Consider the following 15,748-nt stretch of genomic DNA (forward strand, 5'->3'; position numbering starts at 1 on the left):
AAATGACTAAAAGCAAAATGAATCCCAGCTTAAAATTCCTGCTGACCTTGCTTATTTCACTAGAGTTATCTTTTAAGGTCAGCCTTGTCAGCAACATCATCGTCATCGTTTTAGCCTTAGGCTACCTCTTATACCGGCGGATCAAGCCTAAGGCCCTGGGCGGAATGCTTCTGGCGACAGGTTTAGCGGCAATTACCGTCTTTTCTTCGGGCTACATCTTCAGTGACCACCGCGACCTCTGGTATGCTTTGGATATTTCCAGCCGAGTTTTTGTATATACCTTCACCACGGCCTGCCTGACCATTTCAACCACGGCAGAAGAGATGGCCCGGTCACTGGAACAGAACTTACACTTGCCAAGCAAGTTTGCCTACGGGACTTTGGCGGCCTTGAACATCATTCCCCGCATGCAGGCCGCGGTCAAGCAGATCCGGGTGGCAGGGATGATGCGGGGAGTCTACCTCTCCTTTTGGTCCCCGGTCCTCTACTTTAAGGCAATTTTGGTGGCTTTAAACAGTGCCGACAACCTGGCCCAAGGGATGGAGTCTCACGGCTACAAAGAAGGTGCCCCGCGGTCGGTGATCGTCGAAGTGCCGCTGACTAACAAGGATTGGCTGCTCTTTATTTTTGCCATTCTCCTTTTGAACCTGGGGGCTTTTTTACTACCGTAAAAGTTGCAAAAAATTTTAGTAAAAAAGTTATAAAATTGACCTAGATCAATTTCTTTTGCCTGGAGAGGTCCTATAATACTAAGTATCAAGAGAAAAATTGTTACTTTAAGTTAAAAGAAAGGAATTACCATTATGAAGAAATTAGACGCTACTACTTTGACTGCTGACCAACAAAAGTTCTTTAACGACGCTTTGGCATTCGTTGCTTCCGTTGACAAGGACGGCAACCCACAAGTTGGTCCTAAGGGTTCATTGACTGCTTTGGACGACAAGCACCTGGTATGGAGTGAAGTTACTTTCTCCCACTTGTGGGAAAACATCAAGAACGGCAGCAAGGTTGCTGTTGTAGTTGCTGACGTGCCAAGCCACACTAACGTACGTGTAGTCGGTAGCGTGACTGTCCACGAAGGCGACGACTTTGCTAAGGAATACGCTGCTAAGGTTGGCAAGCCAGAAACTGCTGCTGCCGTAGTAGTTGAAGTTGAAGAAATCTTCGCTTAATCAATCTCAAAAGAAGCTCCAAAACACTAACCCCCTGGTTGATTTTCATCCAACCAGGGGGTTTTCTTGTCAGTTATTCAGTTTAGATTTTTTGCTTAACTTCTTGCACGTGGACAATTATGACCTTCCGCAACCAAGGCAGATCGGCTTTCATGAGGTCAAAGTACTTACCGGCTTCAACGAATTCTCCAGTAGCATAAACGTGGTAGCCGCGGCCTGGACCTTCAGTACCTTCAAACTTCATGGAGCCGAAGGTTAGAATCAGTTGGCTGTTTTGAGTCGCTATATCTGCTTCAATTGACCGCATCCCAGCAGCAGGCACGAGGAAGGTTGAGTCATCAACCACCTTGATGTAGCTGCTCCAGGTGTTGACCACATGGGCTGGACTGGCTTGGTAGGAAACGATCGTTACTGGTTGTGGATCGCTGATTACCTCCAAAAAGTTTTGACTTAAAGTAGTGCTTTCTTCTAACATATTTAAACTCTCCTTTTCTTCTTGTTGTAGATATCATAAAATGAAAAGGTGACAATTAACGGCACCTTTTAACCAAAAAAAGGAGAAAAAATTGCAAAAATCTGAGCGGCTCAATCAAGAACTGATTTTTTTAAGCGACAAGAAGCGCTTTAACCTGCGGGACCTAATGGACAACTTTCAGATTTCCAAGCGGACGGCCCTAAGGGATATTGCCAGCCTAGAGGAACTTGGCTTGGCCTTATATGCCGAAGCAGGCCGGGCTGGCGGCTATTCACTGATTCAAGAGGACCTGCTGACCAAGATTTACTTCAATTCAGATGAAGTCGCCGCGATATTTTTCGCGCTCAAAGCCATGGAGCAGCTAAAAGAAACACCATTTAACGAATCTTTCCAGATGATCAGCCAAAAGCTGCTCAAGAACCTGGCAGCGAGCCGACAGCAACAGGTCTTAGCCTCACAAGCAGCGGTTTCTTTCTTCAACACCCCAGCAGTTCACCACAACCCTTACTTGCGCCTGCTGATGGAGTCAATCCTGCACGATTCCCTGGTCCGGGCCAACTTCAAGGGCCAGCAAGTCTTGCTGCAGCCCTGCCAACTCTTTTTTAGGGACGGCAACTGGCTGTTTGCGGCCTATGACTTGCTGGGCCAGGCCTTTTGGAACTACCGCTGCGACCAATTGCAGAATTGTACTGAGCAGGCTGCCGTTCCTAATAAGCTTAGTTTAGCTGAATTGAAGCAAAAGCAGCTAGAGTTTGAGCATGACAATTCAGGCCAGGAATTTAGAATTCTCCTCAACCACCGGGGCCAGGAACATTTTTTGAAAAATCGCTACCCAAATATGCAGCTTGAGCATGAAGGCGAGATTACTTATTTGACCGGCTCATATACGCCACGCACCTTTGAGTACTTAATTGACTATCTCTTGACTTTTGGACTGAATGCGAAAATCATCACGCCAGAAGAGCTAAGAAGGAGCTTTAAGGAGCGGCTGGCTGCCATACTTGACCAATACAACTAAAAAGCCCCTAATTGGACTATATTCCAATCAGAGGCTTATTTTTTCGCCCATAAAAGGCCACAGGCTAAGGCCGCGTAAAGCAAGTACCAGATGCCAATTGAGATGTACTCATGAATATTGAAGACAAAAATTAAGACGATAACCGCTAATGCTGCAGCAATTACGTAGCCAGCTGCCGGACTGAGCTTGGTCAAGGGCACGATGCCCAGAAATAGGGTTAACACTGTGATTGCAATCATACCTGCAATAGCCCAAGATACTGGCCCCGGGTTGCCTAAGGCAAAGATCCACTGAACTGCCATAAACAAGGCCAAACAGATGCCGGACAGCCAATAGTTAAAGATTGCCTTCCCCCGCCATTCCCTGCTGGATTAGACCCAAATCTATTCTCGTCTGCTTAAGTAAATCACAGATCTCCATTTTATATTCAGCTCCCCCTGGTAAAACACTTTCACCCTAGATTCTAGCACTAGAATAATTCGTATACAAAAAGCCTCTCCTGCTGACTTCACAGGAGAAGCTTATACTTTCTATTCTACTTGTGGTATGGACTACCAGAGTTGATCATGAAGGCCCGGTAGATCTGCTCAATCAAAACCAGCCGCATCAATTGGTGGGGCATGGTTAGCTTGCCGAAACTGAAGAGGTCGTTGGCCCGCTTGTTAACCGCGTCACTGGTCCCCAGGCTTCCCCCAATCACGAAAGTAATGTCGGAATGCCCGTAGGTCCCCAGGTCCTTCAGTTCCTTGGCGAACTCTTCACTAGGCCTCTCTTTGCCCTTAATGGCCAAAACGTAGACGTATTCCTTGTCCTTGATCTTGCTCAAGATCCGCTCGCCTTCCCGCTTCTTGACCTCCTCCATCTGGGCCGGGCTGAGGCTTTCCGGCGCCTTCTCATCCGGCACCTGCACGATCTCCACCTTGGCAAAGCGGCTCAGCCGCTTCTGGTACTCCGCGATCCCGTCCTTAAAATACTTCTCTTTCAATTTTCCAACGCAAACAATTTTGATATTCATAATGCCCCTATTTTACCATTTTTGCTTCTATCCCCACAATTAACAGTTTATCAACCGCCCTTTTCCACAGCTGTGGAAACTCCTTTTCTAGATCTAGTGGTCTAGAGCAGAATTCTATCTAGGTCTAGCTTTTTGCCAAAAATTTTCAAAAATCCCGTGTAACCATTCCACATTTGCCCTGTGGACTGGACCTTTTCACAAACAATCACTGAAAAAGCCCGGCCAGCCGCCTTGAACAGACGTTTTAACATGACTTTTGCCCGTGGAACTTACACACAATCCACAGCTTATCCACAGCTCTCCAAGGGCTTTTTACCCCATTTTTTACACAATTCACAGTCTTTTCCACAGGATTGGGGATAAAGTCTCTTCAAAAATTTTCCTTGACAAGAAATATATCCGAACTTTACTTTGCTTTTACCCTGTTTTCGTTTCGAAAAAAGCAAATAATCCAGCAGATCTGCTGATCCACTGGATTATTTGTTCTTAAATTACTTGCCTGCCTGCAGGGTTACCGTGAAGGTCATGGCCTTGCCATTCCGGTTGACCGTAATCTTTACCTTGTCACCCACATTGTGGCTGTACAGGATGCTGTGCAGGGTAGCCACGTCGTTGACCGTCTTGCCGTCAGCAGCTGTAATCACGTCGCCCTTCTTGATCCCAGCACTGGCTGCCGCGCTGCCTGAAGTTACGCTGACCACGTACAGGCCCTTCTTCAGACTGGTTGAAATGCCCAACTGCTTCTTGTAGTAGCTGTTCAGTTCAGCAATCGCCGCTACCTTGATGCCCAGTTGCGGCCGGGTGATCTTCCCCTTCTTGACCAATTGGTTGACGATCGTCACAACTTCGTTTGACGGAATCGCGAAGCCCATCCCTTCGACTGAGTCGCCGCTGCTGGAGCTGGACAGCTTCATGGAGTTGATCCCGATAACCTGGCCGTTAGAGTTGACCAGGGCACCACCGGAGTTACCGGAGTTGATGGCCGCGTCAGTCTGGATGACCGTCATCTGGTTGGAGTTGTAAGTAATCGTCCGGCTTGGTGAGGAAATGATCCCTTGCGTTACCGTAGACGCGTATTCAGACCCTTCTGGTGAACCGATGGCAATCACAGTCTGACCAGACTGCAGGCTGCTAGAGTCACCAAATGACGCGGTCTGGGTCACGTACTTGGAGTCGATTGACAGAACTGCCAAGTCGCTAGTTGAGTCCTTGCCGACAACCTTAGCGGAAATCGTCTTCCCGGAAGCCAGGATGACCTTCACCTTGGCTGCCCCGGAAATGACGTGGTTGTTAGTGACGATGTATCCCTTGCCGTTGGCCGTCGTGTAGATGACCCCGGAACCTTCAGAGTACAAAGTCAAAGACTTCTTGGAGCTGGATGAGCCAGAGCTGGATGAATCCGAATCACCATAGCCAAACAGGCTGTAGATGTCGGAGCTTGATGATGAACTGGAAGTGTACTTGTAGTTCAAGACTGAAACAACAGCGTTCTGCACCTTCTTGTAGGCAGAAGTCATCGTCCCGCTGGTGGTCGTGGACTTGTTGACCTTGGTCGTGCCGCTGGATGAAGTCGTTACTGACCCGGTTTCACCAGTGTTGCTACTGCTTGAGCTGGCCGTGGATGATGAAGTATTGCTATTCAAATTAGCTGCTGACAAGCCGCCGTAAGCAATCCCCCCGCCCAAAAGACCGGCAACGACCCCAATGATGGCCGCTTTAGTTAACAAACGGTTATTTTCCTTCTTGCGCGCGTTTCTTTGCTTATCTTGTTCTTCAGACATGGTTATCACTCCTTATCGTTGCCATTATCATATCCAAGCTTTTTGAAGTATATATGAACAAAAGGTATTAAAAGCTTTAAACCCTCTATATTATAAACTAATTAAAGAACTCGGCGTCATGGGTTCGGTATCGTGCAATTCCAGGTCACTGGCCATATCGGCGTCTCTAGCCGCCAAAACCTCTTCCGCCACGTCCCGGGCCAAATAGTTTAAATTGTTCTGCTGGCTGCGGTGGGCCATGAAAACATGCTTGGTTTTAGAACTGATAACCCTGGCCAGAGTCTCAGCCGCCTGCTCGTTTGACAGGTGGCCGTGGTCTGACCGGACCCGCTGCTGCAGGCTCCAGGGATAGGGGCCGCTTCTCAGCATCAAGTCGTCATAGTTGAACTCGAGCAGATAAGCATCCGCGTCTTGAATCTCATATTCGACTTCTTCAGACACGTAGCCCGTGTCCGTCAGGCAAGCCAGGCGCTTGCCCCCGCTGGAAAAAACGTAGTACTGGGGCTGGGCTGCGTCATGGCTGGTGGCAAAAGCCGTCACTTCCAAGTCCCCATAGCATTTGGTCTGGCCCGGCTCAATCACGTTGATCTGGTCTTCTGGCAGGCGGCCAATCTTCCCGGTCTCCTCCAGATACTTCCAAGTGCCCGTGTTGCTGAAGGCATTCAGCTGGGGATAGCGGCGCATAAGGACTCCCATCCCCCCGCTGTGGTCGCCGTGGTCATGGCTTAAAAATACCATATCCAGATCCTCAATTGCCACGCCAACCTTGGCCAAAAGCTCCCTGGTCTTCTTGCCAGAAAGGCCGGCGTCCATCAAAATCTTGTGCTGGTCAGTCATCAGCAGGCTGCAATTGCCCGCTGATCCGCTTGATAATACCGCGAATTGCAAATTTATACCCTTCCTGCCCTTAATCGTCCAATGTACTGTTCTGCAGCAGCTGGCCATTAAAGGCGTTGACCCGCTTCAAACTGCTGCTCTTGCTGCTCTTGTTTTCGATCCAAACCAGCCAGGTCGGAACAAAAATCACGCTGCCCCGGACCTCGGTCAATTTGGTATAACCCAGCTTGACCTGCATTACCTTAGAATTGTCAGGCAGTTCCCTGGTCGTATACAGGTTGGTGACTGCCCGCCAGGGGCTGATGGTTGTCTGCAATTCCCGGACGCTGGTCAGGTCGCTCAAATAAGTCTGGTAGTAGCCAGTGATCTTCCTGTTCTTGACATTGATCACTAGCTGGGCCAGGCTGCTGTAAACCAGGCCGTACTGGGATTTCTGCACATAAACGTAGCTGCTGTTGCTGGAGAGGTTCTTGGCATAGACATACAGCTTGCCGTGCGGCACGTAATTGCCGTTGTTTTTGAACTCGCTCACCGTCATCCGGTCCAGCGAAATCGCGTTTTTCATGGTCGCGTACAGGGTCTTGTCGCTGTCTGAGTAGCTGCTAGTCAAATCGCTGCTGAGCTGCTTGGCAGCCTCCTTTAGGTTGCTCTTGCTTCTCGTGGCCAGGTAATAACCTGAATCTCCCTTCCTGGACAGGGAGGGAATCGTGATATTGTCCGACTTCATTTCAGCCTTCAAGCTGGTCGAGGTCGTCACTGAGCTGGTTGATGAGGTCAAAGTAACTGGCGCCCGCCAGAGCTCAATTAAGAGGTAGATGTCGACCAGGCAGAAGAGGATCAGAAAAAGCCATTCAATTTTGCGATGATCCATTTATTTTTCTCCTTCCTCTGAGCTGACTGAACTCGATGATACGGCTGAACTTGAGCTAGAGCTGCTGGAGCTGGAGCTGGATTCAGACGCGGGCTGACTGCGGCTGCTGGAATATGCTTCCTGGCTGTTTGCCGGTACCTGGCTGGAGCTGGAACTTGAGATTGATTCGCTGCTGGACTGGCTGGAGCTGCTGGAAGACGCATAGCTACTAGAGCTGGAGCTGAACCCGTTAATTAAAATATCCACGTTTTCAGCCTTGGCTTTCTTCCAGCCGGCCAGACTGTTCCAGCTGCCGTCCACCTTGATGAAGTAGGTTGGCACCAGGGTAATCAGGTCGCTACGCTGCTTGTCGGCCTGGATATGGTAGCCGATGGCGATTTTCTCAATTTTGCTCTCCTTAATGCCGATGCTGTCCAGCTCCTTAAGCAGGGTGGCCGTCTTTGGCAGGGTCTTGACATGACCATCATAGGGAATCGGAATCTGCAAGTTCATGCTGCTGAAAGCCACACTGACGGATTCAGTCCCCATAGTTACCTGGGTCTGAGCCAGGGTGTCATTGGCAAAAATCGGATAGCCTTCAATATAGTTGATGTAGGACACCATCTTGCCGCTGCTTTCAAAAAAGCGCAGGTCCTGCTCAGCCAGGCCCAGCTGCTTGACATAAGCAGCACTTTCCAGCCCCCGCTGGGTGGCCGTCCGTTCCTGGCTGGTCAGATAATTCTCGTAAAGATACTGGTGGTCGCTGCTTTTTCCCTCCTTAGGGATCTGCAGGTGCTTGGAATAGCCGGCCGTGTAAACCGTATGACCGTTCTTAGCCACCGACTTGCGGTAGCTGCTGCCCAAAAGCCGGGAAGCGTAGTAGCTGCTGGACTGGTAGCTGATCAGGTAGCTATATTCCTTGACCTTGACCGCTTTAGCGTAAAAGGGCACGTAGAGCTTCTTCAAGTGCAGGAAGCTGACCTCCTGCTTGTCTTGAGCACTGTTCACGTACTTGACCAACTGCTGGAAAGAATCGGACTTGATCTTTATCCGGTAAACCCGGCTGCCGCTGTCATTGCCAAAGTAGAGATAGCGGATCTTGCTCTTAACCGGGACAAAAATCCGGTTGAACTGCCGGCTGGAATTGGCTTGCTTCTTGCCTAAAAGCACCGTGAAATTGATCTGGTCCGGGTAGGCAAACATAATATAGTTCTGATCATCCAGCAGCTTCTTGTAATCGGCAGAATCATCCGACACCTTCTCAATCGCTCCCAGCTTGACCTTTTCCAGGTACTGGACGAATTTCAAAGGCAGGTTCCGCTTGGCGTCATGGACCTGGTAGCGGACCCCGCCTTGAAAGACGTAAGTCTGGCCCGGAGCATAAAAAGTCTGGACATTCCGGTAGTGGGTCGACAAAGAGGCTGAGCTTTGCGAAGAAGACTCATTGCTGATCCGGCTGAAGCGCTGGTCACTGGTCATCACCGTAACCCAAAGGCCGATCGAAACCAAAATCACGGTCAGGGTCGCCAGGTGGAGGAGAAAATCATTGAATTTGAACTTGAATTTAAACTTCATCCCATTCATCCTCCTCATCCATTGGTTCGTAAGACAGGGCAATATAGAAAGTTGACCCGTGCCCTTCCCGGCTGTCGGCCCAGATCCGGCCGCCATGGGCCGTCACGATTTCCTTGGCGATGGCCAAGCCCAAACCGGTCCCGCCTTGGGCCCGGGACCGGGCCTTGTCTGCCCGGTAGAAGCGGTCAAAGATCTTGCCCAGGTCCTTCCTTGGAATCCCCAGACCCTGGTCGCTGATGCTGAGCAGGATCTCGTTCTGGTTCTGGGTCAAGCGGACCGTGATGGTCCCCCCATCAGGCGAATACTTGATGGCGTTGTTCATGATGTTGTCGATCACCCGCATCATCTGGTCGGTGTCGATTTCCACCCAAAGGGCCTGGTTGCCCAGGTCCCGCTTGATCACGTATTCCTTGGTATCGCTCTGGGCCTCGCCCTGGTCATGCTCGACGATCATGTCAAAGCGGTTGAGCAGGTGGGAAACAAAATCGGTAAAGTTGACCCATTCCGGTTCCAGCTTGGTGGCTCCCCGGTCCATTCTGGACAAAACCAAAAGGTCGTTGACCATCCGGATCATCCGCTCTGTTTCCTTCTGGGTAACATCCAAAAACTGGGGGGCAATTGCCGGATCCTTCCAGGCCCCTTCATTCAAGGCTTCAATATAAGCCCGGACACTGGTCAAAGGGGTCCGCAATTCGTGGGAAACGTTGGAAACGAACTGCCGCTGCTCATCTTCGTTCTTGATCTGCTCAGTCACGTCGTGCAAGACGCAGACGGCCCCGGACACAAAGCCCGTGATCCGCTTGATCAAGGTAAAGCTGGCATGCAGGATCATTTCATCATCTGTGCCGGCATTGACCGTAACCTGCATGTCACTTTGGTTGGAGATCAGATCCTGGGAAGTGTAGTCCTCACCCAGGCCCAAAACTTGGGAGATCGGCTTGTTGATCGCGTCTTCGGCCTTGATGTCCAAGAAGTCCTGGGCCATCTGGTTCATGATCGACACGTTCCCGTGCCGGTCAGTCGCGATCACCCCGTCGGTCATGTGAGACAGGACACTGTCCAGCCGGCGGCGCTCAGATTCTGACTGCTCATTAGACCGTTCGATCTTGGCAGAGAGGGTGTTGAAGGCCGCCCCCAGCTCACCCAGTTCGTCATTGGAGTAGATCTTGACCTGGGTCGAGTAGTCCCCGTCCGCCACCTGGATAGCCTGCTGGCGGAGCTCCTCAATTGGCCGGGTTATTGCCCGGGAAATAAATATGGAGGCAATTGCCGCCACGACTACGGCCAAAAGTGAGGCCGTCAAGAACATCATCGAGACATTTCGCAAGTTGTTGAAGACGTCTGCCATGCTGGCCCGGACATAGACGGCCCCGACGATGTTGGTGCCGCTGGTCAAAGGCACGATCTGAACCATGAAGCTGCCCTTCTGGCCGCTGGTAACCTGGGTCTTCCGCTGGCCGGAGTTGATCACTTCCCGGATATCGCCATTGTTGGACAATTGCCCGACTCGATTCTTGTCGTTTAAATTGGACACGGCCCGTATCACGTTTTTATTGTCGACGACTTGGATTTCAGAAATAGCGTCGTTGCTGTAATCAGTAATGATCTGGTTCATCTTCCGGTCGGTGCTCTTGCCGTTCTTGACCAGCTGGGTAGTCAGCTGGTCGGTCACAATTGACTGCAGCTGAATCGTAGTCTGAAAGTTGTCGATGCTGGTCTGCTCCATTTGCCGGGTAAAGTAAGCCCCAATGATTTCAATCGTGGCCAGCAAAAGGAGCATGAAGATGAGGGCGATCTTGGTCTGGATTGAGCCGACCAGGCGTTTAAGCCGGTGGGTCTGCTCCCTCTTCACTTTCTCCTTGCGAGCTTTTTTATCTTTCTTCATTAATCCATCCACATAAAGAAAGCCACCTCAGACAGTGGCTCTAAAAAATTATTCTTCTGTTTGCTGCTTGACGAAGTAGCCGACTCCCCGCCGGGTAACCAAAATCTTAGGCCGGACAGGGTTGTCCTCGATCTTTTCCCGCAAGCGGTGAACCGTTACGTCAACAGTCCGGACGTCGCCGAAGTAGTCGTAGCCCCAGACCGTCTGCAAGAGGTGCTCTCTGGTCATAACCTGGTCCATATGCTGGGCCATGTAGTAGAGCAGCTCGAATTCCCGGTGGGTCAGTTCGATCTTTTCCCCGTTCTTTTCGACCAGGTAGGCATCCGGCTTGATCAGCAAGTTGCCAATCTGGATGTCATTGCTTTCCTGTTCTTTTTCCTTTTGCTGGTTGACCTCCACTGCCTTCTTGACAATATCCCGGCGGCGCAGGTTGGCCTTGACCCGGGCCACCAGTTCGCGGTTGGAGAAAGGCTTGGTCACGTAGTCGTCCGCCCCCATTTCCAGGCCGAGGACCTTATCAATCTCCCCGCCCTTCGCGGTAACCATGATGATCGGCATGTCGTGGGTCTGGCGGACTTCCCGGGCTACTTCCAGCCCGTCTTTCTTCGGAAGCATTAAGTCTAAAATCATTAAGTCAGGGTTGTATTCTTCAACCTTCTCGACAGCTTCCTCGCCGTCATAAGCAGTCTCTACATCAAAACCCTCTTTGGTCAAGTTAAACTTGATGATATCGGAAATCGGCTTTTCGTCGTCAACGACGAGAATTTTTTTAGGCATCATAGACCTCCTTCACTTTCCCTATTATACTTGATTTGTTCGCGAAATTAAAAAAATTACAATTAATGTAAAAAAGAAGATTGCTTTTGCTGAGATTTATGGCATAATAAAAGTGTTAGTTGACACGGGTCGTTAGCTCAGCTGGCAGAGCACCGGACTCTTAATCCGGGTGTCCAGGGTTCGATCCCCTGACGACCCATCATCCCTAAGCACTGCATCTGCAGTGCTTTTTTATTTTACAGCAAGCGGAGACTTTTTATGAGCAAAAAGACCTACTATTACCACAGCGAAAGCGAGGACCTGGTCAGTTCCGCCCAGCAAGACTTCCAGCTCCCGGACGATTACCAGGTCTTCCGGAAAGGAATGGCTTGGCGGATTTGGAGTGGTTTAGTCCGCAGCCTGGCCTGCGCCTTTGCCTAGCTCTATTCTCGCCTCTTTTTGCTGGTTAGGGTCAAAGGCAAGAAAAAATTGCGTCCCTTTAAAAAGCAGGGCTACTTTGTCTACGGCAATCATACCCAGATGCTGGGCGACCCCTTCACGCCCATGACCATCGTCAACCCCTACCGCTACTATGCCCTGGCTGCCCAAGCCAACTGGGGAATTCCTTTTTTAGGCAAATACGTGATCCCGGCAGCTGGCCTACCGGTCGGGAAAAACATCAAGCAGTCCATCAGCCTGCTTAAAGACGTCAAATACGCCTATGAAGAAAAAAAGGCTGCTATCGTTATCTACCCGGAAGCCCATCTTTGGCCCTACTACACCAAGATCCGTCCTTTCCCGGCAACCAGCTTCAACTTCCCGGTCAGCTTAAAAGCCCCTTCTTTTGCCATGACAACCACTTACCAGCCCTGCCGCTGGCGCCAGCGGCCGAAAATCACGGTCTACATCGACGGTCCCTTTTACCCAGATAAGAGTTTGGGCAAGAAGGCAGCCCAGGAAAAGCTGCATGATGATATCGCCAAAAGCATGCGGGAGCGAGCAGAACTGAACACTTGCGAATATTGCTCGTATGTTAAAATTGACAGTAAGAACTAGGATTTTTTCTACTAAGGAGGCAAAAGCCATGAACTTTCTTTTTTGCGGTGACCACAACGCTGAAAGAGGCGTGCTGATTGCCGTCTTATCCCTGCTCAAAGCCGAATGCGGCGAAGAGGTTCACGTCTACATCCTAACCATGAGGGCCAAGAGCAAATCTAGGTCCTTCAAGCCTTTCAGCCAGCACGCGGCTGACTTCATCCGCTCCCTCATCGTGGCTGACAATCCTAACAGCAGCCTGGAACTGATCGACTGCACCGAAAACTTCATCAAGGAGCCGCCAACTGCCAATATGGGCACCCGCTTCACCCCATACGCCATGCTCCGGCTTTTTGCCGACGAACTGCCGCAGATTCCTGACCAGATCCTCTACCTGGACGACGACGTGATCATCCGCCGGCCGGTTGACCAATTCTACACCCAGGACTTGACCGGAACTGAACTGGTTGGGGTCCTGGACTACTTCGGCCGCTTCTTCTTCCACAATCAAAAGAAGCTTTTTGACTACTTGAATTCCGGGGTCCTGCTCTTGAACATGCCGGAAATCAAGCGGACCGGCCTCTTTAAACGGGTCCGTCACCTAATGCAGGTTAAGCAGATGTTCCTGCCTGACCAGACGGCCATCAACAAATTGGCCAAGGAAAAGCGGATTGCCCCGCGCAAGTACAATGAGCAATACGCCCTCCAGGACGACACGGTCATCCAGCACTTCACCACCAGCTTCCGCTTCTGGCCCTACTTTAGAACCCAAACGGTCAAGCCTTGGGACGTGGAACGGGTCCACAGCGTCTTGCACTTGCATGAGTACGATGACTTGTTAAACGAATATCTCAAGTTAAAAGATCAACTATAGTTACACGTGAAACTTACAGGTATCATAGAGGTTAAATGAAAAACAAATAGGAAGGTATACAAGATGATTATTGGTGACCACCGCCTGGACGTCATCCACAATATCGAGCTCGCCGCAAACAACCGCGACTTTACGGCGAAAACCGAAATCGGCGACCCGCAAATGTCTATGGAAGAGCGGGTTAAGCTGGTTGAGGACTTCTGGGCCAAGCAGGATAAGTTCAAGACTAAGGCAGAAGGCCTAGCCGGCAACCTGATCTTGCAGGTTTTGACGCAGAAATTTTTTGGCAAGATTCAGGTAACAGGCTTAGACAAGCTGCAGCACCTGGCTAAGGGCGGGGCCATCGTGACCGCCAACCACTTCAACCAGGTCGATGCCTTAGCCGTCAACCGCCTAGCCCAAAAGGCCCACCACCGGATGGAAATCGTAATTGAGGACACCAATTTGAAGCTGCCGGGCTTCTTCAGCTTCATCATGAACAATATGGGGTCCATTCCCCTGGTGCAAAGTCCCAACTACATTGGGCGAGAATTCATCCATCACCTCAGCCACGCCTTCAACAAGGGCCACTGGGTCTTGATTTTCCCTGAACAGGAGATGTGGTGGAACTATCGCAAGCCAAGAAAGCCTCAGCGCGGGGCCTACTACTTCGCGGCTAAGTGCAACGTGCCGATTATTTCAACTTTTGTGGAGATTCAAGACCTGCCAGAAGTTGAAAAAGATAACGAGCACTTTTACCAAACGCGCTATACCCTGCACATTTTGGGGGTGCTGTATCCGGACCCAACCAAGTCGGTAAACTTTAACGCGACGGACTTGATGGAAAAGGACTATACCTTGAAGGTGCAGGCTTTTGAAGACTGCTACCATAAGAAGCTGGACTACGACTTCACTCCATGGGATATCGCCGGCTGGCGCGGTGAAGACGATTAATAAAATAAGCAAAAAACGCAGAGCATCGAGGTGCTCTGCGTTTTGCTTTCTATTCAACTTTTTCTAGTAATTTACTGTCGACGATTTTCTCGATTTGCGCTACATCTTCGTTAGAAAGCTTGAATCCTTTTTCCTGCAAGATGGCAACAATTGAATTAATGATGTTCTGCTTTTCCTGATCAGAAAAGCCAATCCGGCGGTACAGGGCAACGTAGTCTGCAAGAACTTGCTCTACTATAGTAACAATTTGCTCTAGCTTTCGGTTCTTTACATGGATTCGCCTTAAGATAGTTAACAAGGCGAGGCTAGCGAGCCAGATGGCAAACGCAATTAATTCTGGATATACACTTATATGCTTTTCACCTCCGTCCTTTTTAGAATGTGCTAAAATTAGAATATAAATTATTTTTCTAAGAGGTACTTATGGATACTACCGAGAGCATAACATTTACTAGCAAGCTAACATTCTGGGATAAGTTTAAATGCTTTTATTTGCTGCACCTTTACAGTCTTATTTCTTTATATAACATAAAAAAATGGCAAAGAATATTAGGGCATCTAATTTACATTTTTATTTGTATTATCGTAGCTATCACACTTTTTTCAGACGCTGACCTTGGCCCGAAACTTTTCGATATTTTCTGCTTTCTCTCTTTTTTCTGGATGCCCGCAATAACATCGTTTAAAGTTGCGAGAAACATTCCTAACAACGTACAACTTATTCTTACCCCGGGAAACGCAACTGAGACCTCTAATACCCCAAGTTTAAAGGTTCGTTATTCTGATACCAGAATTGACCGCTTCAAAAATGCAATCTTATTTGACACCACTAATTTCTACATCATCATATACTACAACAACGTAGCAAATAAGAGAGTGCAATTAGTATATAGCATAATTTCTAAAAAGCAAAACAATAACATATTGGCAAAATTCAACTTTGTTAAAACAATTTCTCCAGACCTTAAAAAAATAATCAAACTGCATATCTAAACATTGTTATTACCGATTCAATATTATTCTACTGCTAGTGCTCCAGAGGAAAATAGTAGCTGAGCAAGATACAATAATCCTGCAGCAGTCCCACCCGTAGAAATGGATAAACCCACAAATGCTGAAACTGCGGTAACTACCAGAATCCCGGTTAGAATAGCCCACGCATTTGTATTAGTCTGAAGCTTAAGTTTCAGAAAAATTCCTTTCTATGCTATAATTAGGCATAGGAAAATGCCCTTGCTGGAACAAGAGCCTTCGCAGAACCGTTAATAGCGGTGGCATTAATAATAATTAGCTAAAAAGCCGTGAACTTGCCAAAGTAATCAGCGGCTTTTTTCTACTCTAAGTCAAGTGTTATCAACGATTTTAGGCAATTTTATTTTGAAATAAGGGCCTAATCGGGAAATAGCTCCTGGAGAATCAAGTCAAATATCTGATTTAGGGCATGATAAATACAGCCACCTTCTGTAATTTCAAAAAAGAGGCTGTTATAATATCTATTGGATCAATTTTTATGACAAAAGTCTTTGGTTATGTTTGGCTACG

The 15,748-nt window shown here is 49.1% G+C and carries 15 protein-coding genes, 1 tRNA gene and 1 pseudogene; 7 read left to right on the forward strand and 10 right to left on the reverse strand.

Annotation, left to right across the window (positions count from 1 at the left end; all coding sequences use genetic code 11):
* Positions 1-2 precede the first annotated feature (2 nt).
* Together Q0J41_RS05350 and Q0J41_RS05355 are read left to right on the forward strand one after the other, a co-directional pair.
* Positions 3-671 carry an energy-coupling factor transporter transmembrane protein EcfT gene (locus tag Q0J41_RS05350; protein ID WP_296227101.1) on the forward strand — a complete coding sequence of 223 codons (669 nt, stop codon included), beginning with the start codon at positions 3-5 and terminating at the stop codon, positions 669-671.
* 132 nt (positions 672-803) lie between these two features.
* Positions 804-1,172 carry a pyridoxamine 5'-phosphate oxidase family protein gene (locus tag Q0J41_RS05355; protein WP_296227103.1) on the forward strand — a complete coding sequence of 123 codons (369 nt, stop codon included), beginning with the start codon at positions 804-806 and terminating at the stop codon, positions 1,170-1,172.
* An 82-nt stretch (positions 1,173-1,254) separates the two neighbouring features.
* On the opposite strand, the gene Q0J41_RS05360 is transcribed toward Q0J41_RS05355, so the two are convergent.
* A complete protein-coding gene (locus tag Q0J41_RS05360) occupies positions 1,255-1,647 on the reverse strand; it encodes a pyridoxamine 5'-phosphate oxidase family protein (RefSeq protein ID WP_296227105.1) in 393 nt (130 codons plus the stop codon).
* A gap of 91 nt (positions 1,648-1,738) precedes the next feature.
* Between Q0J41_RS05360 and Q0J41_RS05365 the strand changes: the two genes are divergently transcribed.
* The gene (locus Q0J41_RS05365; RefSeq protein WP_296227107.1) at positions 1,739-2,665 is read left to right on the forward strand and encodes a WYL domain-containing protein; all 927 of its coding nucleotides are present in this window, start codon (positions 1,739-1,741) and stop codon (positions 2,663-2,665) included.
* A 35-nt stretch (positions 2,666-2,700) separates the two neighbouring features.
* On the opposite strand, the gene Q0J41_RS05370 is transcribed toward Q0J41_RS05365, so the two are convergent.
* From Q0J41_RS05370 to yycF, 8 genes are all read right to left on the reverse strand, one after another.
* Positions 2,701-2,889, reverse strand: coding sequence for a hypothetical protein (locus tag Q0J41_RS05370; protein WP_296227109.1), 189 nt, complete (start codon positions 2,887-2,889; stop codon positions 2,701-2,703).
* A gap of 311 nt (positions 2,890-3,200) precedes the next feature.
* Positions 3,201-3,680, reverse strand: a complete 480-nt coding sequence (gene rlmH, locus Q0J41_RS05375) for a 23S rRNA (pseudouridine(1915)-N(3))-methyltransferase RlmH (RefSeq protein WP_296227112.1) — start codon at positions 3,678-3,680, stop codon at positions 3,201-3,203.
* 491 nt (positions 3,681-4,171) lie between these two features.
* Positions 4,172-5,461 carry a trypsin-like peptidase domain-containing protein gene (locus Q0J41_RS05380; RefSeq protein WP_296227114.1) on the reverse strand — a complete coding sequence of 430 codons (1,290 nt, stop codon included), beginning with the start codon at positions 5,459-5,461 and terminating at the stop codon, positions 4,172-4,174.
* A 90-nt stretch (positions 5,462-5,551) separates the two neighbouring features.
* Positions 5,552-6,349, reverse strand: coding sequence for an MBL fold metallo-hydrolase (locus Q0J41_RS05385; RefSeq protein WP_296227115.1), 798 nt, complete (start codon positions 6,347-6,349; stop codon positions 5,552-5,554).
* Between the two features lie 19 nt (positions 6,350-6,368).
* Entirely contained in the window at positions 6,369-7,169 is an 801-nt protein-coding gene (locus tag Q0J41_RS05390) for a two-component system regulatory protein YycI (protein ID WP_296227117.1), read from the reverse strand.
* Positions 7,170-8,723: a two-component system activity regulator YycH gene (yycH, locus tag Q0J41_RS05395; protein WP_296227119.1), complete on the reverse strand. Its 1,554-nt coding sequence runs from the start codon at positions 8,721-8,723 to the stop codon at positions 7,170-7,172. It abuts the gene before it with no gap.
* On the reverse strand, positions 8,713-10,608 hold the full coding sequence (walK, locus tag Q0J41_RS05400; RefSeq protein ID WP_296227120.1) for a cell wall metabolism sensor histidine kinase WalK: 1,896 nt from the start codon (positions 10,606-10,608) through the stop codon (positions 8,713-8,715). Before walK ends, yycH begins: the two co-directional genes overlap by 11 nt.
* A 48-nt stretch (positions 10,609-10,656) precedes the next feature.
* The gene (gene yycF / locus Q0J41_RS05405) at positions 10,657-11,385 is read right to left on the reverse strand and encodes a response regulator YycF (protein ID WP_270448343.1); all 729 of its coding nucleotides are present in this window, start codon (positions 11,383-11,385) and stop codon (positions 10,657-10,659) included.
* Positions 11,386-11,511: 126 nt separating this feature from the next.
* Here yycF and Q0J41_RS05410 point away from each other — a divergent pair.
* The 4 genes and pseudogenes from Q0J41_RS05410 (at position 11,512) to Q0J41_RS05425 (ending at position 14,206) form a co-directional block, all read left to right on the forward strand.
* A tRNA-Lys gene (locus Q0J41_RS05410) sits at positions 11,512-11,584 on the forward strand.
* A 59-nt stretch (positions 11,585-11,643) separates the two neighbouring features.
* Positions 11,644-12,420: pseudogene (locus tag Q0J41_RS05415) on the forward strand (1-acyl-sn-glycerol-3-phosphate acyltransferase).
* Between the two features lie 28 nt (positions 12,421-12,448).
* Positions 12,449-13,273 carry a glycosyltransferase gene (locus tag Q0J41_RS05420; RefSeq protein WP_296227121.1) on the forward strand — a complete coding sequence of 275 codons (825 nt, stop codon included), beginning with the start codon at positions 12,449-12,451 and terminating at the stop codon, positions 13,271-13,273.
* Between the two features lie 63 nt (positions 13,274-13,336).
* On the forward strand, positions 13,337-14,206 hold the full coding sequence (locus Q0J41_RS05425) for a 1-acyl-sn-glycerol-3-phosphate acyltransferase (protein ID WP_296227123.1): 870 nt from the start codon (positions 13,337-13,339) through the stop codon (positions 14,204-14,206).
* 49 nt (positions 14,207-14,255) lie between these two features.
* Here the strand turns inward: Q0J41_RS05425 and Q0J41_RS05430 are convergent, their stop codons facing one another.
* Positions 14,256-14,504: a hypothetical protein gene (locus tag Q0J41_RS05430; protein ID WP_201346545.1), complete on the reverse strand. Its 249-nt coding sequence runs from the start codon at positions 14,502-14,504 to the stop codon at positions 14,256-14,258.
* Between the last annotated feature and the right edge of the window lie 1,244 nt (positions 14,505-15,748).

Origin of the sequence: uncultured Lactobacillus sp. (genome assembly GCF_944327175.1) — a bacterium.
Taxonomy (GTDB): domain Bacteria; phylum Bacillota; class Bacilli; order Lactobacillales; family Lactobacillaceae; genus Lactobacillus.

Excerpts from the sequence above, each read along its gene's own strand:
- Q0J41_RS05420 (WP_296227121.1), top strand. The coding sequence starts at position 12,449 with ATGAACTTTCTTTTTTGCGGTGACCACAACGCTGAAAGAGGCGTGCTG.
- yycH (WP_296227119.1), bottom strand. The coding sequence starts at position 8,723 with ATGAAGTTTAAATTCAAGTTCAAATTCAATGATTTTCTCCTCCACCTG.
- Q0J41_RS05350 (WP_296227101.1), top strand. The coding sequence starts at position 3 with ATGACTAAAAGCAAAATGAATCCCAGCTTAAAATTCCTGCTGACCTTG.
- Q0J41_RS05355 (WP_296227103.1), top strand. The coding sequence starts at position 804 with ATGAAGAAATTAGACGCTACTACTTTGACTGCTGACCAACAAAAGTTC.
- yycF (WP_270448343.1), bottom strand. The coding sequence starts at position 11,385 with ATGCCTAAAAAAATTCTCGTCGTTGACGACGAAAAGCCGATTTCCGAT.
- rlmH (WP_296227112.1), bottom strand. The coding sequence starts at position 3,680 with ATGAATATCAAAATTGTTTGCGTTGGAAAATTGAAAGAGAAGTATTTT.
- Q0J41_RS05390 (WP_296227117.1), bottom strand. The coding sequence starts at position 7,169 with ATGGATCATCGCAAAATTGAATGGCTTTTTCTGATCCTCTTCTGCCTG.
- Q0J41_RS05360 (WP_296227105.1), bottom strand. The coding sequence starts at position 1,647 with ATGTTAGAAGAAAGCACTACTTTAAGTCAAAACTTTTTGGAGGTAATC.
- Q0J41_RS05425 (WP_296227123.1), top strand. The coding sequence starts at position 13,337 with ATGATTATTGGTGACCACCGCCTGGACGTCATCCACAATATCGAGCTC.
- walK (WP_296227120.1), bottom strand. The coding sequence starts at position 10,608 with ATGAAGAAAGATAAAAAAGCTCGCAAGGAGAAAGTGAAGAGGGAGCAG.
- Q0J41_RS05380 (WP_296227114.1), bottom strand. The coding sequence starts at position 5,461 with ATGTCTGAAGAACAAGATAAGCAAAGAAACGCGCGCAAGAAGGAAAAT.